Here is a 26,263-nt window from a genome sequence, read left to right on the forward strand (position 1 = left end):
ACATCTCAAGTCATTAAAATAATGATACGAATAAAGTTAACTGAATTCTAGTTATATCAATAATACGATTGGTATGACTGTGTACCAACTAAGGTATTGCCTTAGTATATATTAATAATATCATGAAATAAGGGTTTAAAATGAAAAAGACGCTATTAGCATCTTCAATTATCGCATTAACATTCACTGCTGCATCAACTTCATTCGCTGCGGATGTAGGAAGTGGTACTATTGAATTTAATGGTACAGTGAATACGGGTGCTTGTACTATTGCTCCTTCTTCTGTTAACAAAGAAGTTCAATTAGGTTCTGTTCCAGCGGCATCATTACAAACAGCTGGTTCACAAGGTCCAAATGTTGATTTTACATTAGAATTAACGGATTGTATTTTGGACCCTACTGCAAGTGGTACTGATTATTCTAAAGTAACAGTTAAATTCACTGGCCAAATGGATGCAGCAGGCACCTTATGGGCAAGTACTGGTACTGCTACCAATGTTGGTGTGTTATTCCAAAATGCAAGTGGAACAAATTTAAAAACAAATGATACTGTTGAGCAAAGCTTAAATGCAGGAACAAATGTTATTAATTTATCTGCTCGTATGCAGGCATTAGGTGCAGCTACAGCCGGTTCTGTTAAATCTACAGTCGCTTACGTTTTAGATTACCAATAAGTATTAATATAAAAATATTAAAAAAATAATAAATCTTATATTTGCTGATTATGCTGTGTATAGCAATTGCTTCACAGCATTTTCAGTTATATGAGTTCATTCAATAAATCCATTATAGAATATTGCGGCTAATGAAAAAGAACAATTTTAATAAAAACATAGTGACTAGTTTAGTATCTAGTTTATTGTTTTACACTTACTATGTTAATGCGGATTCTGTTCAATTTAATGAAGACGCATTATCTATTTTGGGTAATACTAATATCGATTTAAGTGCATTTGAGAAAAATAAAATTAGTGAAGGTTCTTATTTTTCTAATGTATCGGTAAATGGTCGAAGAATTAATTATTTTGATCAAATAAATTTTTTAAGAAAAGATGAAAATATACAACCTTGTATTTCTAAAGGCTTAGTGGAAGTTATTGGATTAAAAGAAGATTTTATTAAAGAAGTGCCTACATGGGAAAATGGTCAGTGTTATGACCTTGCATCACAGGATAAAAACATTCAGGCTAGATTCGATGATGAAAAGCAAGAGTTAATGCTTTCAATACCTCAAGCTTACTTTCAGTATTCTGATGACAATTGGGTTCCACCTATGCAGCGGGAAGTTGGGGTTAATGCGCTCGTCTTGGATTACAACCTTGTTGAAAACTATATTAAATATAAGAATACTCGAGACATTAATAATTTTAGCTCATTCGGTTCTGTTGGTGCGAATGTAGGGCGTTGGCGTGTCCGTAGTAATTATCAATACCAAAAAGACTTTAATGATAATAAAAATGATAATTTTAAATGGGTACAAACTTATTTATTTACAGATTTACCTAGTTTATCTGCAAAATTTTTTGCGGGTAAATATTATACAGTAAGTAATGTATTTGATTCTGTACGTTTTAACGGTGTTAGTGTCTTTACTGATGAGAACATGTTACCAGCTTCTCTAAGAGGCTATGCACCGAGTGTTACTGGAACCGCGACAAGTAATGCGACGGTTACTATATCGCAAAATGGACGTATTTTGAATCAAATGAAAGTGGCACCAGGGCCTTTTTCAATTGATAATTTAAGTTCCTCTTTATCGGGGGCTCTTGATGTTAAAATTACAGAGGAAGACGGCTCTATACGTGAGTACCAAGTATCCTCGACTAATATTCCATTTTTAACACGCCCAGGCATGGTGCAATATAAACTAAATGCAGGTCGGTTAGACCCAATGGGATATAAAAACATTAATGATGATTTTATATCAACTGAAGCCTCTTGGGGGATCCTCAACAATTTGTCTATTTTTGGTGGTATTTTCGCAACCTCTAATGATGAATACCATGCCTATAATGCGGGTGTTGGGGTAAATATGGAACGCTTTGGTGCAATATCTTTTGATATTACACAGTCGAGAAACCAACTACAGGATGTCGCTTTACATACTGGTGAAAGTTACCGTATTAATTATGCAAAACGTTTTTCAAATTCGAGTAGACTGGATTTAACAGGGTATCAGTTTTCTAACGAAGGCTTCATGTCAGTGAATGACTATATTAGTTTAAAAGAAACTCCGTTAACGCCACATTATCGGCAGAAAAATGTATTTACGACTTCTTTTACACAACAACTCCCTGATTTACAGGCTGATATAAGTTTAAGTTACTCTCGGGAAAGTTATTGGAAAGAATCAAAAAATAACAATACTCTTAATTTATCATTTAATAAAACAATAAACACAAGTTTTATAAATAATGCGATTTTATCATTATCAATTGGTGAAAGTAGCTACGTAAAAGGTAAACGCTCTAAGCAAGCATACCTTTCGTTAAGCGTCCCATTTGGTGGTGAAAGAAATTCACGGATTCAATATTTTAGTTCTTATAATGATATTGATAAGAAATATAATAGTAATATTAATTACAACTCTAAAATTAATGATAATAACGTTAGTTTAGGTTTATCAAGTAAAGACTTTTTTGAAAATGCGGCAATGAACGCATCCGTTTATCGTGACACGCAATATGGTACTGCACAACTAACGGGGTCGTATGGTGAAGACTACCATACATTAAGTGGTTCTCTAGACGGCTCTTTGACCATTACCAGCCAAGGCCCAGTCTTACACCGACGAGTTTATGATAACCAAGCTCGTATGGTTATTGATACAGATAAGGCGAAAGGGGTATCAATTAATAAAAATGAATCAGTCACGAATGGGTTTGGTTTAGCCGCAATTAGTAATGTTCCAACCTATTATAGGTCGACTCAGTATGTTGACCTTAATAATGTACCAGACAATGTCAGCATTGATGACAGCGTGATTGAATCAAATTTAACTGATGGTGCGGTTGGTTATTCAAAACTCAATACATTAGTAGGTGAAAAAGCGTTAGTCACAATTAAATTCCCTGACGGCAGTACGCCTCCATTTGGTGCTTTAGTTTATGGCTCTGATAATAAAAATGTATTGGGAATGATTGCAGAGGAAGGGCAAGTTTATTTAACAGGCTTCCAGCCAGACCAACAATTAATAGTTAAATGGAGTGGTGACCAGTCATGTCGAATTATGCTAGGTAAACAAACTCATTTAGCCAGTAAGAATATAACCTGTAATAAAGAATAGAAAATTATGAAAAAACTTAAATTAATAATGAGTGCTTTAATTTTAATTAGCACATACACACATGCATCAATTTCTGTTGACCGTACTCGCGTTATTTATGATGAAGCAAGTAAAGGTGTTAGCGTTGTGATTGAAAATATTGATAAAAAAGATCCTTATTTAGTTCAATCATGGATCGAGAATGAAAATGGCGAAAAAATTTCAGAACCACTGATTGCTTTGCCTTTATTACAACGTGTTGAAGCGAATCAAAAGAAGCAAGTTAGAATTAGTTTATCAAAAAATGATGTGAAAATACCGAACAACCAAGAGTCATTATTTTACTTTAATGTCTTGGGCATTCCACCGAAAACTAAGTTAGAAAATGCAGTTGAAATTGTCATTCAATCACGTTTTAAATTATTTTATCGTCCGAGTGAATTGAAAAAATACCCTAATAATGATTGGCAAAAAGAGTTGAAAGTGGAGAAAGTGGGAAAGTCATTAAAATTAACTAACCCGACTCCCTATCACATTGTTGTGATTAATGTTAATGATAATGAATCTAAAGTTCCTGATTTTAAAGAAATTGTCGTGAAGCCAAATAGCAATGCAACATATTTACTATCAGATAAACAAGTGAAATCACCAAAAATGATTGTGACTTATATTGATGATTATGGAACACCAAACTTATTGAAATATACATGTAATACAACTTGTTCCTTGTCAAATGAAAAGGATAAGAGGTAAGTTATGTTAATTTTGAAAAAAATAAATGCATTCGCTATATTATTTTTATTTTTGCTAAGTTTTCAATCAGTAGCTGCTGTTAATAATTGTGTACCGAGTTCCGGAGCTACATCTATAGAACAAGAATTAACCTTTGATATTACAAATAGTAGTACTTCAATTGCAAATGGTACCTTATTGACATCAGCAATGAGCTCATATGTATCAGTGAGATGTGAGTTTACTGGTTCATCAAGCACAGCTAATGCAGTTTACTTTAAGAATACAATGCCAAGTGCAATTAAAACATTGTTGATTAATAGTGGTGTCAGTGTGACACAACAAAATGCAATTTCATCTCCTAATCCAGTAACGATAACCAACCCAACTGTTCCGAATATTTATTTAGGGTATTGGAGTCAACCAGAGACAGGAATTACACGTAATATTGCTTTTATGTATAACTTCTATGTTTACAAGGGGGCTAATGCTCTTAAACCTTTTGATACTGGGTTATTTTTATTAGGAACTCATGTGGATTATTTAGGTAAGGATTTAGGCGGACCAACTTATGTGCGAATTAAAGGTAACTTAACCTTACTCTGCCCTGCGCCAGCGGTGAATATCACAGCTTCTAATGGGGGAAGTGTAAACTTTGATACGATTTCACCTAAACAAATGAATGCGGGAGATGTGGTTAGCCGAACTTTTAATTTAGGTATGTCAGTGCCACAAGACTGCGAAACAGGACTGAATATATCAGTTCGTTTTGAACCCAATAATAATACGGTGCTAGGCGGAAAATATCTTGATATGGGTAATGGATTACAAACGCTATTAACCCGTAATTCAACTGATATTAACTATAATGAAAGTTACAGTATTGGTGAAATCATGCCACAATCACCGATTAGTGTCCCTTTTACTGCGACATTAAGCAAGATTGCAGGCAGCACCATCGCTTCAGGTCCGTTTTCTAAAACAGTTCGAGTTGTTGTTTCATATTAAGAGTGTTAATTGACATTTTTTTATGGTGTTATATTGAATATACATATTCTGATGCTGAGTATCATTAAATGAAAAAACTCAAATTAGTATTAGTTGATGATCATCCCATTGTGCTTTCAGGTTTGAAAGATACACTTTCTCAATCAATGAATTTAGAAATTTTAGGTGCCTACACTCAGGATGCTGAACTATTTTCTTTCTTGAAAAAAAATGAGGTTGATGTGATCGTAACTGATTATATGATGCCTAATAATACCCAATCTAGCGATGGCCAGAATTATATTCAATTTTTACGTCGTCAATACCCAAATATTGCTGTGATTGTATTAACGATGGTTTCTAACCCAATGATTATACAAATGTTATATGATTCGGGGGTGAGCGCGGTGGTGTCAAAAGAGGCACCATTAAGCGACCTGATGAAGGCTATCACATTAGCGGGGCAAGGCCGCCAATATCGTGTTCCTGTTGCAGATATGACAACGACATTAAAAAGCCGTAATGCGGTAACATTAAATGATAGGGTAAAGACATTATCACCTCGTGAACTTGAGGTATTGCGCCTTTTTGTTCAAGGAAAACCTATTGTTGATATTGCAAAGCAATTAAACCGCAGTGATAAAACTATCAGCTTACAGAAAAATGCAGCAATGCGTAAATTGGGTGTTGATAATAATCAAGCGTTAATCAGTTATTGCCTTACACACCATTTATTTGACTGATTTTTTTTATCCAATTAGCTAATTGATTGCAGATATTCTGGTTAACCTGAGTATCAATGTGTGTTGATGCCTGTGAATCTAATGATGCCTCAAACTCCCGAAGCTCATTAGCTAATTCACGTTGTTCAACACTAATTAATGCGCCACGGATACGGTGGGATAACTGCTTTATTTCATCAGTATTATTATCTTCGACAGCTCGGCAAAATTGAGCAATATCGGTAATAAAATGATGAATAATTTTTTCTCTATCCTCTCCATTTAGTGGGTTAATCATTTTTAGGGAGGCCGTTTCTAAAGTTGAGGAGGAGTAAATCGGGAATAAACGGTTGAATAATTGAATTAAGGTTTCTAGCTCTATAGGTTTTACAAGCCATGAATCCATTCCAGATTCTAGGCATCGCTCTTCTTCTTCTTTTAATCCATTCGCAGTAACACCAATAATCGGACATGTTTCACCTTCACTGCGTAGCTGTTGTGCGAGTTCATAACCATTACGATAGGGCATATTAACGTCTGTAAGGATGATATCGACAATTTCGTTATCCCAAATTACCAACGCTTCTTCACCATCATTGGCAATAAATACCTTACAACCGAGTAATTCAAGCTGCTCTTGTAGAACAACTTGGTTAATGGGGTTATCTTCAGCAATTAAAACGCGAAGCGGATATTTATGCATATGAGTTTGTATACGAGATGTTGGACAAATAAGGGGTAACTGTTCTTTATTATTTTGTAGTAAGAATAACTGCTGATTTAATTCGGATAGTCGAAAATTCATCTCAGGGCTTACCCATTGTTGTCCATCCCAATGCGTCGGCAGAGGAAACGATGGAATTAAGATGCCGACAGCAATAACGGATGAGGTATCTATGGGGAGGCTATTTTCTGTGAAATAAACATTAGCTCCCCAACGTTTTAGCCATTGTGTTATATTTTCAGTCAATAATGGGTTTGGGGTTTGTAACCAAATATTGGTATTTTTTAGTGGTAACCAATGTGGTTGCTGTATATCGAGTGCTAAAGGTAGTGTCACGAGAAACGAGCTACCAACCCCAGTTTCACTTTGTAAGCTTATTTGCCCATCCATCAATTTAATAAGTTTAGAGCAAATAAATAGGCCTAAGCCAGTACCGCCATAGGCATGAATTTCTGAATGAGCTTGATAAAATGGCTCAAATAATTTTATTTGTTGTTCAGGACTAATTCCAACACCGGTATCACTGACACGTATTAATATATTATTATTACTTCTTTTAAGTTCAATAGTAACCGTACCCCTGTGGGTAAATTTAATTGCATTACTGAGTAAATTACCTAAGATTTGTTGCAGTCGAGCAGAGTCACCAATTCTATTTGCTTGTACACTTGGGTCAATAATAGCAAATAGGAGTAACCCTTTTTGCTGAGCAATACCTTGATATAATTGAACAGTTTGTTGTACTAATTCTAATAAATCAAATGGCTGATTATGGATTTGAATTTGATTAGCTTCTATTTTGCTAATATCTAAAATATCGCCAATTAATTGCATAAGTAATTGGGACGTTGTTGATATTCTCTCAATAAAATGAGCTTGTTGAGGTGAAAGAGAGGTATTTGCGAGTAATTCTAACGTGCCGATTAGGCCATAAAGTGGGGTTCGTATTTCATGGCTCATTGTTGCTAAAAATGTCGATTTAGCTCGGTTAGCTTCTTCTGCAAGCCGCTTAGCATCATCAAGTTGTTTTTCAGTTTCTGCTTGGATGGTAATATCAGTAAATGCGCATAAAATAACAGGACGCTGTTGGTAATAAGTTGCTGTACTCACAACATAGAGGACATGCTCCCCTGATTTTAAAGTTGTTTTAACGTGTTCTGTGTCAGAAAGAACCTTGATGAGTAATTCATTATATTCATTTGAGTCGCGGGGGGGCGCTGTATTGGTTATTTTTAGCCAGTAACGAGCTAACTCATTCGCGAAGCGTAACTGCTGGGTTTCTTTATCTATTACACATAATCCGATAGGTGTTGTTGCGATAAGTGCTTGGTTAAATGCTTCATTTTCTAAGATGGCTTGTTGGGAGTCTATTGCGGGTTGTAAAATTTTTCGTTGGTACCAGCGGTGGTATCCCCACCCACAAAATAAACTAAAGAAAAGTGCAATAACTAAGCTGATAGGAAACCACAGGTTGTCTTCAAAAAAAGCAGCATAACTAATTCTATAATATCCCGTCCATTCGTCAGTTTTAGATGAAAGCTTAAGAACTAGGCCATCCTTGGTATAAAAAATACCTTCTAATGCTTCTTCCTCAGGCGCTTGGGTTGTTCCAAGTAACTGACCATATTTTGTATGAATTAGCCAAAATTGATGTGTGAGTGTGGGGTTTAACATTCGTTCCAGCACACTTAACCTAGCTTGGCTTAACATACTGACCGCATAAATATTTTTAGGGGAAATATGAGCATTTTGCCATAAATGTTCATCAAAACCGGCTGGAATAATCCCGATGAGAATATTATCAAAAGGCACTGGACGTAGCCAAATAATTTGTTTTAAGTCAGCCGGTTGCGATTCTGAAAACTGAGCATGGATAGCAGGTAAATTTTTCCTGACGTTATCAATAACGGAATAATATAAATTTGGAGATATGGATTCATTTCCTAACACAGTGCCAACAGAAGGCACACTAATACTAATTTGGTCGTGCTCATTGACAAAAAATACAGCCGCGGCTGGGAAATAGGATCCCCCCCAAAACGTGGAATAATAATCAGCTAAATAAGCCCCCAGAGAAAATAATATGCTGGGCACTTTGGTGCATTCTAAACTTTTATCACAAGCTAGCGTGAATGGCATTGCGACTAAAGACTCTTTGCCTTCGAGTAGGTGTAATGATAGTTTGGTTGGTAGTGATTGCTCTTGTATTGCATAAGTTCGGCTTTCAACTAGCTCTGATAGGTCTTGGTTTTGCTTATTTAGCGATCTTAAAAATTTCTCTTGCTCATTGATATAACCTATTAGTGACCTAAAATCGACTTCTAACCGCTTAGTTTCTTGTTGGACAATGCGTTCTGCGCTCCAAAATAATGTTGCTATTAGGATAAACAACAGAGGGAAGGCGACAGTGAGTATGCTGTTCGTGCGTCCTGATGTGCGAGTTATCCTTGAAAATGCAGTCGGAGAAGGGGTAGGCATAGTGCTGTTCTCATCGATTATAGGCAAACTCCATAATTTTCATAATAATATAAAATAAACAAATTAAACAATATTTCTTTATGCCAAAGGTTAGACAATTGCTGAATTGTAATAGTCTTTCAAATCATCTAATTCCCAACCAAAACCATTTAAATTAGTGATATGGTGTGAAAGTTTAGGATGATGGCTAACGATATAGAATAGCCTATGGTAAAAATCTGGAAAGTTAATACCGAGTATAAGAATAAATTTAAATAATACATCTACGGTTAATGCATTCTCACCTCGTTCATAACGAGATAATTGCTGTTGGCTAATACCTAGCTCTTTCGCAATGCTCTCACCGCTAATACCTAACTCTTGTCGGTATTCTTGTAAGCATTTACCAACTAGCTGGCTGATATAATAAGTTGTATCTTTTTTCTTTTTCATGTGGAAACTTGACCCTAGTATCATTGATTCATAAAACTATTTTTATCTTTAAGAGTAAATTATGGCAAAAATAAAATTTTAGAATATAAGGTATTCCTTAATTAAAAATAATATTAAGTCATTTATTTCAGGTTCATATGCAGAGTCTTATTTTAAACATTATAGTTATTTTCTTTTTATTTTAGAGAACTATTTTTGTTGCTTAACAGTATGTTAAGCATTGATTGTGAATTGCTCGGTAAGGTTTAGTTGGCTTTATTGCATTAAGGCTTGGTTACATTCTCATTACAAATTATTATTATTTATTGTTTAATATTGTATTTGATTATTTTTTTAGCTCAATAGATGGGAATAAAAAATGATATTATGGTTTTTTAGTGGTTTATTTGAATAACTATTAATATAAAAACTTATTTTTAGGTTCTTAAATGAGACAACAGGCCAGTAAATACACGTAATAAGAGTGAGTGAGAGCCGTTTAATGGATAAATTGAGAAAAGGGTGAGAATAATAATCTAGTTATAAACCTTAGCGTTTGGCTTTTTCTAGTTACATTCTAATTATTTGGTATAAGTCAAGTCAATGAACTTTGGCTTATGGTTATTTTTATATCTATATTCTGTATATAGGCTTATTACTCATAGATTGCAAACAGAGAGTATAGAGAAATAGGTGTTTAGAGGAGAGTAAAGGCCATTCCGTGCTTTTAGCCTAGTTGGCTAAGTATGAGTATTTGGAAATACAAAAGCAAAAACCCGCCTTTTGGGCGGGTTCTTTAAATAGTGGTGCCCGGACTCGGAATCGAACCAAGGACACGGGGATTTTCAATCCCCTGCTCTACCGACTGAGCTATCCGGGCAACGGGGCGCATTAAACCGTATTCAGCCGTTTGCGTCAATGCATTTTTAATAAAAAAACACTTTTTTTTACTGAGTGTTTTCTTTTTCAACAAAAAGTGTGCGTTTAGTATGCGTTAATTAGTTTTTTAGCTTAACGCTCCTTTTTTACGGCACAGTGCGATTGTTAGGATGTCCTCTGAAAGGTGTTGTGCAATATCAACATCTTGAATGTCCCTTTGTACTAATAAGCGGTTTAAACAGCCTTCAAGCACTAATTCCATTTGGTTAGCGACTAGTTCAGAGTCTTCAATATCCAATTCATCTAACAGGTCTTTGGTGAAGTTAAAGGAATTGTCTTTCTGTAAACGACTGAGCTGATGGATTGGGTGCTGTGAGTCAGGGTAATAATTACAAGCAGAAATAAACAAACAGCCAGGAAAACGCCCTTCACTGACTTTTTCAGACAATTGTTGGTAACGGGCCATTAATTTTTGTTGCGGGCTTAGGGATTCATCTAGCAAGGTTTGGCGCTGCCATACTTCAATTTGTTGGCTATGATAGCGCAAACAATCATAAACAAGAGCTTCATCGTCTGGCCAGAACTGCCGAATTGTAGAGAAATCAGATTCAATTTCACTGAGTAAATTTTCTGTGGATGCGGATAAACCTTGGATTTCCAGTTGATTTAACGCATGGCTCAAAATAATTTCACGTTGGATAGGCATTGTTAACTCCATCACAATAATGTCTGATTTTTCTCCATCATAACAATGTTCAATTGTGAATTATAGCGGTTTGCAGTGCTATCATGAGTCGCCGTTTCTGAGAGGGGGGGATAAAACCAAATAAGAAATTGAATGGGATTCAAAAGTGAGTAGTTTAAAGCACACAGGAGGGGGAAGAACCCCCCTGGAACGAACTTCATGGGTTTATATCAGACTTTAATTGATCAATTTAGCTTCTAATGCCGCATCGATATAGTAAAACTGAAAGACTTTATTCATAAAGTCATCGATGTCATGTTTTCGCAATTCGAGAGCTTGTAAAATGTCCAAAAGACCTTGGATAGTAATGGCATTTTTACCTCTTTCATAGCGGGAAACTTGCTGCTGGCTGATTCTTAAGCGAGAAGCTAATTGTGCACCAGTTAAACCAACCACTTTTCTGCGGTGCTTTAAAAAGGTTCCAATATAAACGGTTACATTTGTATTTTCACTTCGTTGAGTATTTAGCATGCCTCCTCCAAATAGATAAATTTTGCTAAAATAAATTATCTTGTTATTAAACTTTCTTGATATTTAATTCGTATCACTTAATTAATTAAATGATCATTATCAGGTTTTTCGGGTATTATTAAACAAGGGTGAGTTAATTATTACCAATATTTATGGCGGATTGATTTTAAATTTTTGATAGATGATTTCTATCTTTGATACCCTCAATCCGTGTGGTTGAAATGTCTTTTTGGTTTAATTATCTTTTTAAATTAAATTATTGGTTTTTTATTTTAATTTTCTTTTGTTTTTCTTTTTTTTTGGAGTTATATTTTTATTGATGGTTTTGATAAAATAAATGAGGTGGCTTGTTATTACATGCTTATAGTCATTGTTTGTTACACTTATATGTAGAGTATTAATATACTTATATTGTTAGAAAAATTTTTATCTCTGATTTATGCATAATTAAATTCAATATATTTTAAATATATCTTTTTAAGATATGGTTTGAGTTTTTATCTAAATGATTATTGTATTTTTATAATTGCTTACGTGATTTTATATAAGATAACAAAAATAATATGTTATAGGTAGGTATAGAAAACCCGTGCTATTCGCACGGGCCTGCATAAGATTAATTGTAACTAATATAAACTATAGGATCATACCGCCAAATAAGAAGCCGAATGAAACAGCTAATGCGACAGCGATAGTGCCTGGAATAAAGAATGGATGGTTAAAGACGAATCGGCCAATACGCGTTGTCCCTGTGTCATCCATCTGTACTGCAGCAACCAGTGTTGGGTAGGTAGGCAGAATAAATAGACCAGAAACCGCAGAGAATGATGCGATAGCAGTTAATGGGCTAACATTCAGCGCTAATGCCATTGGCATTAGAGCCTTCGCTGTTGCGGCTTGTGAGTATAGTAAAGCGGAGCAGAAGAAGAAAATAACCGCTAACATCCAAGAATGTTCATGAATTAAATCACCCGCAGTTTCTTTGATCCAGTCAATGTTGTGTTGTACGAATGTATCACCTAACCAAGCCACACCTAAAATACAAATACATGCACTCATACCTGCTTTAAAGGTACTTGAGTTCAAGATAGCATCAGTATTTACACGGCAGAAAATAGTGATTAATGTCGCCACAGTCAGCATGATAATCAAAATCGCATTTGTGGTGTTCATTAATGGTGTTTCAACAATCCCTAAACTTGGGCTGTTAATGATGGCATAGCAGACAACGCCAACAACCCCAAGCAAGAACAGCAGTACAGAAGACTTAGCACCCGCTTTGATTTCTTTAACTTGGCTACCGCGCAGTTCAACTAAACCTTCCGCTAAACGTTTTTGGTAGATAGGGTCATCAGATAATTTAGAGTTAAACGTCCAAGAGATGATGAACGACATCAAAATGATAGCAAGGAATGTCGCAGGTAATAGAACACTCAGAAGTGAGATATAGCTGACTGTGTTACCTGCACCCACCATTGCTGGGTTTTCCATGACGGATGCCATGTAAACCACTGCCGCAGAAATTGGTGATGCTGTAATACCTATCTGTGCTGCAACGACCGCAGTCGATAATGGACGACAAGGTTTTACACCTTGTTCTTTAGCGACTTCTGCAATAACAGGCAGTGTTGCTAATGAGATATTACCTGTCCCTGCGAAAAGTGTCAGAAAGTAGGTAACAATAGGTGCAAGAATGGTGATGTACTTAGGATTACGACGCAGTAATTTTTCGGTTTGGGCGACTAAATAGTCCAGACCTCCAGCAATTTGCATTGCAGAGATAGCGGCAATAACAGCCATGATGATTGAGATAACGTCAAATGGAATGGTTCCTGGTTTTACGCCAATAGCTGCGAGTACCAGTACACCAAGGCCACCGGCAAAGCCGATACCTATCCCACCTAAACGGGCCCCCAAAAAGATGGCCAGCAGAACAATAATAAATTCTACGGCTAACATAGTGTTTACTCCTCGACAAAATGAAAATTAAAATTATGAAACTGTTATGTTAATTATTTGTGTGTGTATTAATCAAAAAAGGCACGCTTTCTGTTGAGAGGCGTGCCTTTATTTTTAAGTATTATTTATGATAAACATAAATTTTTAGTCATCAAAGCGTTTTGCTTTATAAGCTGGGTGTTTTAAGTTCTCAACAGAGAAAATATCATCCAGTTCTGCTTCAGTCAGTAAACCGCGTTCTAAAACAACTTCGCGTACGCTCTTACCCGTTTCAGCACAGATTTTACCTACGATATCACCATTATGGTGACCAATGAATGGGTTCAGATAAGTGACGATACCGATGGAGTTAAACACAAATGCTTCACAGATTTCTTTGTTCACAGTAATGCCGCTAATACATTTTTCTTGCAGGTTACGACATGCGTTGCTCATCAGAGAGATAGACTCGAACATCGCTTGGCCAATCGCTGGTTCCATTACGTTTAATTGTAATTGACCTGCTTCAGCAGCCATCGTTACACAGATATCATTACCAATAACTTTGAAACATGCTTGGTTGACGACTTCAGGAATAACAGGGTTAACTTTTGCTGGCATGATAGACGAACCAGCTTGTAACTCAGGTAAGTTGATTTCTTTAAGGCCAGCACGAGGACCTGAAGATAGCAGACGTAAGTCGTTACAAATTTTAGACAGTTTCATCGCTAGACGTTTTAACCCTGCATGAACAGTGATGTAAGCACCACAGTCAGAGGTTGCTTCGATTAAGTCTTCTGCTGGAACGCATGGTAAACCAGTCACTTCTGCTAATTTTTTAACTGCAAGTTCTGAGTAACCAGGTGCCGTATTCAGGCCTGTACCAATAGCAGTTGCGCCTAAGTTAACTTCGAGCAGTAATTCAATGCTGCGTTTTAAGTTTTTCTCTTCTTCTTTTAAGAGAGTAGCGAAAGCATGGAATTCTTGGCCGACAGTCATTGGAACGGCATCCTGCAGCTGGGTACGTCCCATTTTCAGAATGTCTTTGTATTCTTCCGCTTTAGCTTCAAAGCCTTTTTTCAGGTATTCAACAGACTCAATTAACTTCAATATAGAATTATACACTGCGATACGGAACCCTGTAGGGTATGCATCGTTAGTGGATTGACTTTTGTTTAGGTGGTCATTTGGGTTTAAGAATTCATACTCACCTTTTTTATGGCCCATCAGTTCAAGACCGATGTTTGCTAGAACCTCGTTGGTATTCATGTTCAGTGATGTGCCCGCACCACCTTGGAATACGTCAACCGGGAATTGGTCCATGCATTTGCCTTCATTTAGAACAACGTCACACGCTTTGATGATGGTATCCGCGATATTACGTGGAATAGTGTGCTGTTCTTTGTTGGCTAAAGCCGCCGCTTTTTTAACCATAACCATGCCACGAATAAATTCTGGGACATCGTTAATGGTGCGGTCGCTGATATAAAAGTTTTCAATCGCACGCAGAGTATGAACACCATAATAGGCATCAGCTGGAACTTCTTTTTTACCTAACAGGTCTTCTTCGATACGAGTATTGTTTGACATGAGAACCTTCTTAATTAGATTACAGTTACTGTCCGTTTATGCGCTTTAAAAATCGATACTTCGTAAAACAAAATTCACAGGTGATTAATATTGCAAAGTAAAACTTTACAAGCAATTAACACCGTCTACTACGTTGTCAGCATTATGATCTACTGATTTATGGGTAGATGATATGCTTTTAATCATCTATTGCCTTGAACCTAGATCACTATATAGTTTGATTTATGCAACAGATTTCACGTTGTGTGATATTCATCACAGATAAGTGCCATTAATGAAAAAAATCTGTGAGTTGAAAAGCGTTATATCTGCCCCAATTATTATGGCTATACTAAAGAAAAAAGCGAATATTGATGGTTGTCTCTTAGATGCAGTTCACAAAGGTTTCCCTAGGGGCGTAAAATAATCGATAGCTTATTGAAATAAAGGAGAACTTGTGCGCTGGTTACCACTCATTCTGATATGTATTCTCGTTTACATTGAATCCGTCATTTTTGTGCGGGTTGCATCTGAAGTTGGAGTTTTAATGACGTTAATTTTAGTCGTTTTGACATCCTGCTTAGGTGTGTCACTTGTGAAAAATCAAGGCATGAAAAATGTACTGCAAATCCAACAAAAGTTAGCGTCGGGTGAAAGCCCAGCAGCTGAAATGATCAAGAGCGTTGCATTGGTCTTAGCGGGTTTCTTGTTGATTGTGCCTGGGTTCTTTACGGATTTTATTGGCTTACTGTTATTACTACCGCCAATTCAAAAGCTTATTGTAATGCGCTTAATTCCTCATATTCGTTTCTACCAACCAGGTTCTGGTTTTAACCAAACGGGAAATAGCGGCTTTCAACGTGGCGATACTTTTGAGGGGGAATTCCAACGTAAGCAAGATGATCCTTCTTTTACAATCGATAATTCAGATAAAACAGATTCATCAGATAAAGACGATCGTCCTAAACCATAAAACCATCCTATTTATGGGGAGATAAAAATGAAAAATTTTTTATCTCCCCCCTTGAAGTCCCTCTTCTTCGCCCCAATCTGCTCAAACATGGTACTAGTTTATTTAAGACATGCTGGTATCGTCCTTTTACCTAGTATGGACTTTATTTATAGGAGAACTATTAATGAAAATTCGTCCATTGCATGACCGTGTTATCGTTAAACGTAAAGAAGTTGAATCAAAATCTGCAGGCGGGATCGTTCTGACGGGTACTGCCGCAAGCAAATCAACTCGTGGTGAAGTTCTTGCAGTTGGCAACGGCCGCATCCTCGAAAATGGTGAAATCAAAGCACTGGATGTGAAAGTTGGCGATATCGTAATCTTTAACGATGGTTATGGCGTGAAAGCTGAAAAAATCGACAATGAAGAAGTCCTGATTATGTCCGAAAGTGACATTCTGGCAATTGTTGAAGCGTAATTTTCACTTAAAACTTCTCAACGAACGAAAAGAATTTGAAGGAAAGAGATAATGGCAGCTAAAGACGTTAAATTTGGTAGTGATGCACGTACGAAAATGCTTCGTGGTGTGAATGTTCTGGCAGACGCAGTAAAAGTGACTTTAGGTCCTAAAGGCCGTAACGTAGTTTTAGATAAATCTTTTGGCTCACCAGTTATCACCAAAGATGGTGTTTCAGTTGCACGTGAAATCGAATTAGAAGACAAATTCGAAAACATGGGCGCTCAGATGGTGAAAGAAGTTGCTTCTAAAGCTAACGACGCAGCGGGTGACGGTACCACAACGGCAACTGTACTAGCTCAAGCTATCATTACTGAAGGCTTAAAAGCGGTCGCTGCGGGTATGAACCCAATGGACTTGAAACGCGGTATCGACAAAGCAGTTGTTGCTGCTGTTGAAGAACTGAAAGCACTGTCTGTTCCTTGTTCAGACACTAAATCAATCGCACAGGTTGGTACTATTTCTGCAAACTCCGACGAAACCGTGGGTAAATTAATTGCAGAAGCGATGGATAAAGTCGGTAAAGAAGGCGTTATCACAGTTGAAGAAGGTACTGGTCTGGAAGACGAGCTGGATGTGGTTGAAGGTATGCAATTTGACCGCGGTTACCTGTCTCCTTACTTCATCAACAAACCAGAAACAGGTGCTGTTGAGTTAGAAAACCCATTCATCCTGTTAGTTGACAAAAAAGTTTCTAACATCCGTGAATTACTACCAGTATTAGAAGGCGTTGCTAAGGCAAGCAAACCACTATTAATCATCGCTGAAGATGTTGAAGGTGAAGCGCTGGCAACTCTGGTTGTTAACACCATGCGTGGTATTGTTAAAGTTGCCGCGGTTAAAGCACCGGGCTTTGGTGACCGTCGTAAAGCAATGCTGCAAGATATCGCAATTCTGACTAATGGTACTGTTATCTCTGAAGAGATCGGTATGGAGTTAGAAAAAGCGACATTAGAAGATTTAGGTCAAGCAAAACGTATCGTTATTAACAAAGATACGACCACTATCATTGATGGTGTGGGTGAAGAGTCTGCTATTGCTGGCCGTGTTGCACAAATCCGTCAGCAAATCGAAGAATCTTCTTCAGATTACGACCGTGAAAAACTGCAAGAACGCGTTGCTAAATTAGCAGGTGGTGTAGCGGTAATTAAAGTGGGCGCAGCAACTGAAGTTGAAATGAAAGAAAAACGTGCTCGTGTTGACGATGCTCTGCATGCAACTCGCGCAGCCGTTGAAGAAGGCGTTGTTGCTGGTGGTGGTACTGCACTGGTTCGCGTTGCAGCGAAACTGGAAGGCATGAAAGGTGATAACGAAGAGCAAACAGTTGGTATTCGTGTTGCTCTACGTGCGATGGAATCACCTATGCGTCAAATCGTCACTAACGCAGGTGAAGAAGCTTCTGTGGTTGTTAACAACGTTAAAGCTGCTAAAGGCAACGAAGGTTACAACGCAGCAACTGACACTTATGGCGATATGATCGACATGGGTATCTTAGATCCAACTAAAGTAACGCGTTCTGCTTTGCAATTCGCAGCGTCTATCGCAGGTCTGATGATCACAACTGAAGCGATGATCACTGATCTGCCAAAATCAGATGCACCTGACTTAGGTGCTGCTGGTATGGGCGGCATGGGTGGAATGGGCGGTATGATGTAAGCCAGTTGGCGACATCAAGCTCAAGTAGTTACTAACTAGGTTAGGGCTACCCACCATAAGACCGGCATCGTTATATTTCTAGCGGTGCCGGTTTTTTTATTGATTTTTAATTAATAAATAACCATTAATTATTGATGAAGGTAATATATCAAAACAAGATACAATTAATGCGTTATACGATTTATTTTTGCGTCAATGTTGCTTCGCAGGTTATATTTAACGTAAGGTAAGTGGTTTGAATTAGCAAAGAATAGAGCAGGTTCTTGATTAATTTGTGGTAGACTCTATTCGGCTGGTGATGTGTGGCAATTATGGCGCTGTATGTTAATCACCTTCTAGATATTTCAATTAGTAGGCTATTGGAACTAAAGCGATTTTCAAACCAGCTGCAAAAACACAATGAAAAATGAGGGAAAACATGCGAATTAAAGTCTTGCTTGGTGCTGCTGCATTATTGCTTTTAGCAGGTTGTTCAACAACAACTAATTTGACTGCGGCAGGCTCACAAGTTCGTTTTGTTGAGAATCAACCTGGAAGTGATTGCCAACTTCTCGGTCAGGTTGCAGGGACTCAAAGCAACTGGTTGAGTGGTGTCAACAATGAATCTAGCTCAATGCGCAGCGCAGCAAATGATTTACGTAATAAAGCAGCGGCGATGGGCGGTAACGTGATTTTTGGTGCATCAAGTCCAAGTGAAACCGTGTTATCTAGCTTCATTCCATTAGATAGCAAAATGGTTGGCCAAGTTTATAAGTGCCCCTAAAATGAATTCATAGCGCCCAAATAATTATTTGGGCGTTTTGCTTTCTAGTTCTGCCTTAAGTTAAGGTCAAGCAGTGTTTTACTTGGCTCTCCCCCAATTTCCCGAGCGAGCTTAGGTACAAGGTACCCAGAGACCTTACTCAGTAATTGCTGTATCAATTGTCTAGCTTCGGTATCACTCACTAAAAAGTGCGCAGCGCCTTGAACTTTATCTAATACATGTAAGTAATAAGGCAAAATACCTGCATCAAATAAGGCATTACTTAAATTCATCAGAGCCGTCACGTTGTCATTAACTTGGCGCAGTAATACGCTTTGGTTTAATAATGTCACACCTGATAGTTTTAGTTTTTGCATTGCCTTGGTGAATAGCTCGTCAATTTCGTTAGCATGATTAACGTGTGTAACCATAATGACCTGTAACCTAGAGCTAGCAAGCCGTTTACAGAGCGTATCTGTGATGCGTTCTGGTATCACCACAGGCAAACGAGTATGAATTCTAAGGCGTTTTATATGAGAAATCGCCTCTAATTGGCTGATGAGCCAATCAAGTTCATGGTCTTTTGCCATCAACGGATCACCACCTGAGAAGATGATTTCATTGAGTTCGGTGTGGTTTTTTATATAATCCACAGCCATCAACCAGTTATTTTTATTTCCTTTGTTGTCTTCGTAAGGAAAATGCCGGCGAAAACAGTAGCGACAGTTGACTGCACAGCCACCTTTTACCAGCAGTAATGCGCGGTTGTGGTATTTATGCAGTAAACTTGGAATTTCATTATCCTGCTCTTCTAGTGGGTCAGTAGAAAAACCTGGATGTATATCAAACTCTGCTTTTGCAGTTAATACCTGCAATAACAGAGGGTCTAGTGGATCGCCTTTTTTCATGCGGGAAATAAAGGGCATTGGAACGCGTAAAGGAAATAATTTGCGTGCCTCACTGCCTTCTTTCGATAAAAGATGATTTTCTAGGTTAAGTATTTGCAGCAATTCATCTGGATTAGTGATTGCTTCAGCAAGTTGTTGTATCCAGACTTCTCTGGATGAGGTATTTTGAGTTACAATATCGACCATTTTTTGGCTATGCCATTTTTAGTTTATAAATTAGAGGATCACCATGGCTACTTATAGTACCAATGAATTCCGCTCAGGTCTTAAAATCATGTTAGATGGCGAGCCTTGTGTCGTTTTAGAAAGTGAATTCGTCAAACCGGGTAAAGGTCAAGCATTCGCACGCGTGCGTATCCGTAAACTAATTTCTAACAAACTGTTGGAAAAAACATTTAAGTCTACTGACTCTGTTGAAGGTGCAGATGTCATGGATATGAACTTAACTTACCTGTACAACGACGGTGAGTTCTGGCATTTCATGAACAACGAAACTTTTGAACAGTTAGCAGCGGACGAAAAAACCGTTGGCGATAACGCGAAATGGTTAGTTGACCAAGCAGAATGTATTTTAACACTGTGGGACGGCCGTCCTATCGCGGTAACTCCACCTAACTTTGTTGAGTTAGAAATTACCGATACTGACCCAGGCCTGAAAGGGGATACCGCAGGTACAGGTGGTAAACCTGCAACACTGAGCACTGGCGCAGTGGTTAAGGTTCCTCTGTTCGTTCAGATCGGTGAAGTTATCCGTGTTGATACTCGTTCAGGTGAGTATGTTTCACGCGTAAAATAACGGTTGATCCTATACTGAATCGTTAAAAATAAAAAGCCGTGGTACTCGACCACGGCTTTTTTTGTCTATTTTAAGTGATTAACAGCACTTAAACCCACCTTTGCCACCGTAACGTGCGTCTTGACGCTCTTTGAAAAATTCTTCATAGGTCATAGGCGTTTGGTCAGGGTGTGTTCTTTGCATATGAGCGACATAGTTGTCGTAATCGGGAACGCCAACCATCATTTTTGCCGCTTGGCCTAGGTAGCGGGCCGCTTTTCCCAGTTCTCCAAACATAAATCCTCGTCATATTTTGTGTTGTAGCGATGTTGGCTTCACTTGTTAACCCTAGTCACATACTGTTATGTATGCTCCTAGTTTCTCCTTCATACTTCACGCTGTTGCTGCGTTGGCTTCATCCGCTAACCCTAGTCACATACTGGAGTATGCTCCTAGGGATTATCTTCTTTGCCGCCTTGCTCCAACGTGAATTATTTTGGAGAAAGAGTATATGTCCTAAACAGTGACAAGCTTTTCCGCGAAAATCAATGATGGCGGGTATTTGCCACGATTTCTTCATAGTTGGCTGGCATGGGTTCATATGGTACTTCATTCGCAGTTGGTTGGTCAGATTTTAATGCCTTCAACGCGGTGCGGATGGAGAATAGAGCCAGTAATACCACGACAATCATAAAGAAAATAGTTAACCCTGCATCTAAGCGGTTATTGAAAATTAACTGAGTTAATTGAGACTCTGTATATTGAACAGGAATATTGCCGCTATCAATCATCGCTTGGAATTTATTTGCTACAGCTAAGAAACCGACGCGGGCATCTTCACTGAAGGTTTTTTCCCAGCCTGCAGTCATCGTGCAGATTAACAGCCATGCTGTTGGTACTAAAGCGACCCATGCATATCTTTGGCGCTTCATTTTGAACAGTACCACAGCACACAGCATTAATGCCATACCTGCTAACATTTGGTTCGCGATACCAAACAATGGCCACAAGGTGTTAATACCACCAAGTGGGTCGACAACGCCTTGGTGGAGGAAATAACCCCAAGCTAGCACACACAGTGCAGTTGCTATCAAGTTGGCGGGTAGCGAATCCGTACGTTTCAAAGATGGAGACACCACTCCCAGTAAATCTTGTAGCATAAAACGTGCTGCTCGGGTTCCTGCATCCACCGCGGTTAAAATAAATAATGCTTCAAATAATATGGCAAAGTGGTACCAGAATGCCACATTCATCAAGCCGCCAAGCGCGCCGTGAAGAATATACGCCATCCCAACCGCCAGTGTCGGAGCACCGCCTGCCCGTGAAATAATACTGGTTTCACCCACGTCATTGGCAATGCTATTGAGTTGCTCTGGGGTAATCTGGAAGCCCCAACTACTAACAACTTGTGCTGCAGAAGCCACTACATCTTGCGTACCTGCGGGGGCTAACATCGCCATTGGGCTGTTCATGGCAAAATAGACACCTGGGTCAATCACACAAGCGGCAACCAATGCCATAATTGCCACGAAAGATTCCATTAACATGCCACCATAACCAATGAAGCAAGCTTGGTTTTCATTAGCCAACATTTTTGGTGTGGTGCCTGATGAAATCAGCGCATGGAAGCCAGAAACGGCGCCACAAGCAATGGTAATAAATAAGAATGGAAACAAATCACCTGCCCAAACTGGACCTGTACCATCAATATATTTCGTCAGCGAGGGCATTTGTAGATTTGGATTGAGGATTAAAATACCAATTGCCAAACCAATGATAGTCCCGATTTTTAAGAAGGTTGATAGGTAGTCGCGGGGAGCGAGTAATAGCCAAACTGGCAAAACGGCAGCAACAAAGCCATAACCGACTAACATCCAAGTGAGTTGAACACCAGTATAGTCAAAGTAAGGTGCCCAAGTTTCGCTTTCAGCAACCCAACCCCCTGAGATAATTGCAAATACAAGAAAAACTAGCCCAATAATAGAAACTTCACCAATGCGTCCTGGGCGGATATAACGGGTATAAATACCCATAAAAATCGCTAAAGGAATAGTAAAGGCAACCGTATAAGTTCCCCATGGGCTATGAGTGAGGGCTTTTACGACAATCATGGCAAGTACGGCTAAGATGATTACCATAATCATAAAACAAGCGATTAAAGCCAGCACCCCTGCGGTATTGCCCATTTCTTCTTTGACTAATTCACCCAGTGAGCGGCCATCTCGACGTGTTGAGACAAACAGCACCATAAAATCTTGTACGGCACCAGCTAGCACAACCCCAGCGAGTAGCCACAGCATACCGGGTAAATAGCCCATTTGCGCGGCAAGAACAGGGCCAACCAGTGGGCCGGCGCCTGCGATAGCGGCAAAATGGTGACCAAATAATACTTTTTTATCTGTTGGTACGTAATCTAAGCCATCATTATGACGAATTGCAGGCGTCATTCGAGTTGCATCGACTTGGAGTACTTTTTTAGCAATAAAAAGCCCGTAATAGCGGTATGCAATCAGATAAATACATACGGCAGCGACAACGATCCACAAGGCATTGATTTGTTCGCCACGATATAAAGCGATGTAGCCAAGTGAAAAAGCACCGAGCAGAGCGAGCACAATCCAAATAAATTGTTTACCCATAGCCATCCCCATCTGTTCAATGAATGATATTTGTTATTTATTTAAGTGAAACTGAGGAAGATATAGCCATAGTTAAGTTAAAGAAAAAGTAGCTAAAACGAGACACCTAATTGAAATTTGAGATAAATTTAATAATTGTCGTCAGTATCACTAATTTAGGATTATTTATTGGATTTTATCTGGTTTTGAGCTAGCGATTATTTGATGAATTGGTTTTTTATCTGGGTTTTTGATGTTTTTTAGTGATAATGTCTGTTACGATGTTTTTGTTGATACGAGAATGGTTAAAGAAAAGAAAATAATCGGAAGCTAAAAAACTCCCGACTATTAATTGGTTAACTAGGCTCGTCTTAATTGTTGGATTATTTTTTTACCAAAAAGCGTGGTAATTAGGCCAAACATGATCAAAACGAGGCCAGCAACTTGTACGCCATTTATATGCTCTCCAAGGAATAAAGCACTGCTGCTTAAACCAAAGACTGGAACCAACAATGAAAAAGGAGCAACACGCCAAGCTTCATAACGGCCGAGCAGGGCTCCCCAAAGCCCATAGCCGACAAATGTTGATAAATAAGCTAAATAGATAATGACACCAAAGACTGACCAATTAAAGCCTGATAGCCCTTCAACAATGGCTTCTTCACCTTCTAAAACCCATGAACTAATCAAAAAGGGGATGATTGGGATCAGCGCGCTCCAACTGACCAATGATAGGGCACTGCATTTCTCAGCGCCTTCCTGTTTCATTATGATCCTATTGGTAATGTTACCACAAGCCCATGATAAACCAGCAATTAAAGTAAATGCTAACCCGAGTAATGGAATATCATCTAGCCCGCCGGCAGTGGCACCATTGGCTAACACGGTCAGCCCTGCAATTGCGATAAACATACCAAGAAAGTGAGTCGGCTGTAATGATTCTTTTAAAATCATTGCGCCGAGTAATAGAGTAAAGAATGCTTGGGATTGCAATATGACAGAGGTAATCCCTGCAGGCATCCCCACTCTAATCGCGCAAAATAAGAAGGCAAATTGGCCAAAGCTAATGGTGAGCCCATAGAGAAGCAATAATTTGAACGGAATTTTGGGGCGCTTAAAAATAAAAATAGCAGGAAAGGCCACAAACATGAAACGTAATGCGCCTAATAATAACGGCGGAAGTGCGGTAACGCCGAGTTTAATGATAACGAAGTTAACACCCCAAATAACCACCACACAAAGGGCGAGTAAGATGTCTCTGAGACTCATGCTGTTTTCTCGATGAACTTGCCAGATTAGACATCTACTTTACATGTGTATAATTTTGAGTGCGATGGTTATGATGCTTAATAATAAAAAACGGTATAAAAAGGTTAAGTTTTATGGTTGATTTGCGCTTATTTGTTATTTTTCGTTGCTTGAGTCTGGGTCTGTGAATATTTATAATGTATTCATACATCATACGTATTCAGGACGGCCTGAATCAACGTCATTTAAATATGGGGACGACCCCGAGTAATTAACGGGAGCAAGCAATCATGGCTTGGATCGTCCTTTTATTTGCAGGTTTATTAGAAGTGGTATGGGCTGTAGGGCTAAAATATAGCCATGGCTTAACCCGTTTAACGCCGAGTATTATTACCATTATCGCCATTATTGCGAGTATGGGGCTATTAGCCTACGCCATGCGTGATTTACCGGTCGGCACGGCTTATGCCATTTGGACGGGGATTGGGGCTGTGGGCACAGCAATTATTGGGATTATTTTCCTTGGTGAGTCAGCAAATATGTTCCGCTTGTTAAGCCTTGCATTGATTATTACCGGGTTAATTGGTTTAAAAGTATCAAGTTAATCTTAAATTCAAAATTACGACATAATAAACAAGCGGGTGGAAGTCATGATTACCCGCTTGATTTATATTCATTAATGGGTTAGGCATAGAAAAATGGACTCTTCTTGGTTATTTTTCATGATAACGTGATGGCCAAATTTCAGATGCTGGTATATCCAAAAACTCAGCAATAATTCTTTCTCCTTTAGGCCAACGTCTTGAAAGCGCATTATTCAGTGTTGATGAATTTAACCCTGCTTGCCGTGATATTTGAGAGAGAGAAGAACCTTTTTTCTTTATCGCTGCAATAATATCAGCTGAATGCCAATCTTGTTTCATATGATCTCCAATAGTTAATGTATAAATATAATTGAAATTATTTAAGTTAGCTGGAACTCAATTTAGATATCAAGATAAAAAAATAATTCTTAATTTTAAATCCCTTTAAATTTCGGTCTTTGAATATTTATTTTTATGTGCTAAAGATATGGGTTAAACGCTTTTATTATCTTTATTTTTATTTAAATAACTACAAGGTGATTTTTATGGATATAGAAAACAATAAGATGGAAAAAATAAATGCTAGGTTAAAGTTAGATCTTTGCAATTATTTTAATTGGAATGATATTGATATCCATTATAATGTTATTGATATTGATGAAAAAAAGATATATGCATTATCCAGTAATTATGAATGGCAATTAATTTATTGGTACCATGATATGGATCTATCATTAAAAGAACGGTTATTCTCTGGGGTGCAGTATTGGAGTAATTATTCAGATGCATACCAGAAAATATTAACCAAACTCGATAAAGGTAATAAAAAAATTGATATTTGTAATAGGTACAATAATTTATTTGAGATATTTTCACTCAATGGGAACCATAACGTCTCATATGAGTACTTACTTTCATTATCTCACTTGCGTTCAATAGTTTCTGATTATGCATATGAAAAATGGTCTGAAAATAAAACAGTGGCATTGCCATTACGCCAAAAAATTGAATTAGATGAACCCGCACCTATTATTTGTAGGGGTAAGGAAGTTCCTGATATTATACGTTTTGGCCAGTTATCATTTTCAAACAAAGAAGCATTAACTATTCGCTTGTTGCTTTCCCACCGAAATATCAAGGAAATTAGCCGTATTCAAGGCTGTTCGGAAGAGGTGGAATATATAAGAGTTAAAAACATCAAGAAAAAATTAAACTGTGAAATGGTCTCTCAAAAGGAATGCTTTTCTGTAATGGAAGGTCACGGCATTACATTAACAAGTTTAGAAAAGCTAATGCCTATTAATTAATTTCACTATTTGTTTTATATAGGGATGTAAAATCA

23 protein-coding genes and 1 tRNA gene are annotated in these 26,263 nt (G+C 38.0%); 12 read left to right on the plus strand and 12 right to left on the minus strand.

The genetic code is table 11. The features are described from left to right. Window positions 1-140: 140 nt before the first annotated feature. The 5 genes from PSF28_RS06660 (at window position 141) to PSF28_RS06680 (ending at window position 5,727) form a co-directional block, all read left to right on the plus strand. Window positions 141-674, plus strand: coding sequence for a fimbrial protein (locus PSF28_RS06660; RefSeq protein ID WP_004258955.1), 534 nt, complete (start codon window positions 141-143; stop codon window positions 672-674). 131 nt (window positions 675-805) lie between these two features. Beyond that, complete coding sequence (locus PSF28_RS06665; protein WP_272684809.1) at window positions 806-3,286, plus strand: fimbria/pilus outer membrane usher protein; 2,481 nt, start codon at window positions 806-808, stop codon at window positions 3,284-3,286. A gap of 6 nt (window positions 3,287-3,292) precedes the next feature. Beyond that, a complete protein-coding gene (locus tag PSF28_RS06670; RefSeq protein WP_109912634.1) occupies window positions 3,293-4,018 on the plus strand; it encodes a fimbrial biogenesis chaperone in 726 nt (241 codons plus the stop codon). Between the two features lie 3 nt (window positions 4,019-4,021). Next, window positions 4,022-5,005, plus strand: a complete 984-nt coding sequence (locus PSF28_RS06675) for a fimbrial protein (protein WP_210840181.1) — start codon at window positions 4,022-4,024, stop codon at window positions 5,003-5,005. A 68-nt stretch (window positions 5,006-5,073) separates the two neighbouring features. Beyond that, window positions 5,074-5,727, plus strand: a complete 654-nt coding sequence (locus tag PSF28_RS06680) for a response regulator transcription factor (protein WP_206083458.1) — start codon at window positions 5,074-5,076, stop codon at window positions 5,725-5,727. On the opposite strand, the gene PSF28_RS06685 is transcribed toward PSF28_RS06680, so the two are convergent. The 7 genes from PSF28_RS06685 to aspA form a co-directional block, all read right to left on the minus strand. Further along, window positions 5,705-8,908: an ATP-binding protein gene (locus PSF28_RS06685; protein ID WP_247605474.1), complete on the minus strand. Its 3,204-nt coding sequence runs from the start codon at window positions 8,906-8,908 to the stop codon at window positions 5,705-5,707. The genes PSF28_RS06680 and PSF28_RS06685 overlap by 23 nt on opposite strands. A gap of 90 nt (window positions 8,909-8,998) precedes the next feature. After that, the gene (locus PSF28_RS06690) at window positions 8,999-9,340 is read right to left on the minus strand and encodes a helix-turn-helix domain-containing protein (protein ID WP_241016812.1); all 342 of its coding nucleotides are present in this window, start codon (window positions 9,338-9,340) and stop codon (window positions 8,999-9,001) included. A gap of 783 nt (window positions 9,341-10,123) precedes the next feature. Then, a tRNA-Phe gene (locus PSF28_RS06695) sits at window positions 10,124-10,199 on the minus strand. 126 nt (window positions 10,200-10,325) lie between these two features. Next, on the minus strand, window positions 10,326-10,898 hold the full coding sequence (dicD, locus tag PSF28_RS06700) for a division control transcriptional repressor DicD (RefSeq protein ID WP_419182212.1): 573 nt from the start codon (window positions 10,896-10,898) through the stop codon (window positions 10,326-10,328). A 222-nt stretch (window positions 10,899-11,120) separates the two neighbouring features. After that, window positions 11,121-11,414, minus strand: coding sequence for a helix-turn-helix domain-containing protein (locus tag PSF28_RS06705; RefSeq protein WP_210838873.1), 294 nt, complete (start codon window positions 11,412-11,414; stop codon window positions 11,121-11,123). A gap of 636 nt (window positions 11,415-12,050) precedes the next feature. Then, on the minus strand, window positions 12,051-13,373 hold the full coding sequence (locus PSF28_RS06710; protein ID WP_004258703.1) for an anaerobic C4-dicarboxylate transporter: 1,323 nt from the start codon (window positions 13,371-13,373) through the stop codon (window positions 12,051-12,053). 144 nt (window positions 13,374-13,517) lie between these two features. Beyond that, window positions 13,518-14,942 carry an aspartate ammonia-lyase gene (gene aspA / locus PSF28_RS06715; protein ID WP_004908081.1) on the minus strand — a complete coding sequence of 475 codons (1,425 nt, stop codon included), beginning with the start codon at window positions 14,940-14,942 and terminating at the stop codon, window positions 13,518-13,520. Window positions 14,943-15,378: 436 nt separating this feature from the next. Here aspA and PSF28_RS06720 point away from each other — a divergent pair, with 436 nt between their 5' ends. From PSF28_RS06720 to PSF28_RS06735, 4 genes are all read left to right on the plus strand, one after another. Continuing rightward, window positions 15,379-15,894 carry an FxsA family protein gene (locus PSF28_RS06720; RefSeq protein WP_096864374.1) on the plus strand — a complete coding sequence of 172 codons (516 nt, stop codon included), beginning with the start codon at window positions 15,379-15,381 and terminating at the stop codon, window positions 15,892-15,894. Between the two features lie 163 nt (window positions 15,895-16,057). Then, entirely contained in the window at window positions 16,058-16,351 is a 294-nt protein-coding gene (locus tag PSF28_RS06725) for a co-chaperone GroES (RefSeq protein WP_004908085.1), read from the plus strand. Window positions 16,352-16,402: 51 nt separating this feature from the next. Continuing rightward, a complete protein-coding gene (gene groL / locus PSF28_RS06730; protein WP_210839703.1) occupies window positions 16,403-18,046 on the plus strand; it encodes a chaperonin GroEL in 1,644 nt (547 codons plus the stop codon). A gap of 418 nt (window positions 18,047-18,464) precedes the next feature. Then, on the plus strand, window positions 18,465-18,809 hold the full coding sequence (locus tag PSF28_RS06735) for a DUF4156 domain-containing protein (RefSeq protein ID WP_004908089.1): 345 nt from the start codon (window positions 18,465-18,467) through the stop codon (window positions 18,807-18,809). A 44-nt stretch (window positions 18,810-18,853) separates the two neighbouring features. Here PSF28_RS06735 and epmB read toward each other — a convergent pair whose 3' ends face one another. After that, entirely contained in the window at window positions 18,854-19,882 is a 1,029-nt protein-coding gene (gene epmB, locus PSF28_RS06740) for an EF-P beta-lysylation protein EpmB (protein WP_272684810.1), read from the minus strand. A 43-nt stretch (window positions 19,883-19,925) separates the two neighbouring features. Between epmB and efp the strand changes: the two genes are divergently transcribed. Then, window positions 19,926-20,492, plus strand: a complete 567-nt coding sequence (gene efp / locus PSF28_RS06745; protein ID WP_004258667.1) for an elongation factor P — start codon at window positions 19,926-19,928, stop codon at window positions 20,490-20,492. Between the two features lie 78 nt (window positions 20,493-20,570). Here efp and PSF28_RS06750 read toward each other — a convergent pair whose 3' ends face one another. From PSF28_RS06750 to PSF28_RS06760, 3 genes are all read right to left on the minus strand, one after another. Beyond that, entirely contained in the window at window positions 20,571-20,768 is a 198-nt protein-coding gene (locus tag PSF28_RS06750) for a YbdD/YjiX family protein (RefSeq protein WP_004908094.1), read from the minus strand. Window positions 20,769-21,016: 248 nt separating this feature from the next. Further along, complete coding sequence (gene cstA / locus PSF28_RS06755) at window positions 21,017-23,110, minus strand: pyruvate/proton symporter CstA (RefSeq protein WP_004908095.1); 2,094 nt, start codon at window positions 23,108-23,110, stop codon at window positions 21,017-21,019. 339 nt (window positions 23,111-23,449) lie between these two features. Then, the gene (locus PSF28_RS06760) at window positions 23,450-24,358 is read right to left on the minus strand and encodes an EamA family transporter (protein WP_210839687.1); all 909 of its coding nucleotides are present in this window, start codon (window positions 24,356-24,358) and stop codon (window positions 23,450-23,452) included. A gap of 269 nt (window positions 24,359-24,627) precedes the next feature. Between PSF28_RS06760 and sugE the strand changes: the two genes are divergently transcribed. Further along, window positions 24,628-24,942: a quaternary ammonium compound efflux SMR transporter SugE gene (gene sugE, locus PSF28_RS06765; RefSeq protein ID WP_210839686.1), complete on the plus strand. Its 315-nt coding sequence runs from the start codon at window positions 24,628-24,630 to the stop codon at window positions 24,940-24,942. Window positions 24,943-25,050: 108 nt separating this feature from the next. Here the strand turns inward: sugE and PSF28_RS06770 are convergent, their stop codons facing one another. Then, window positions 25,051-25,260: a helix-turn-helix domain-containing protein gene (locus PSF28_RS06770; protein WP_210839677.1), complete on the minus strand. Its 210-nt coding sequence runs from the start codon at window positions 25,258-25,260 to the stop codon at window positions 25,051-25,053. Between the two features lie 206 nt (window positions 25,261-25,466). Here PSF28_RS06770 and PSF28_RS06775 point away from each other — a divergent pair, with 206 nt between their 5' ends. Further along, on the plus strand, window positions 25,467-26,228 hold the full coding sequence (locus PSF28_RS06775) for a hypothetical protein (protein WP_272684811.1): 762 nt from the start codon (window positions 25,467-25,469) through the stop codon (window positions 26,226-26,228). Window positions 26,229-26,263: the final 35 nt, after the last annotated feature.

Source organism: Providencia sp. PROV130, from assembly GCF_028482225.1.
Taxonomy (GTDB): Bacteria; Pseudomonadota; Gammaproteobacteria; order Enterobacterales; family Enterobacteriaceae; genus Providencia; species Providencia rettgeri.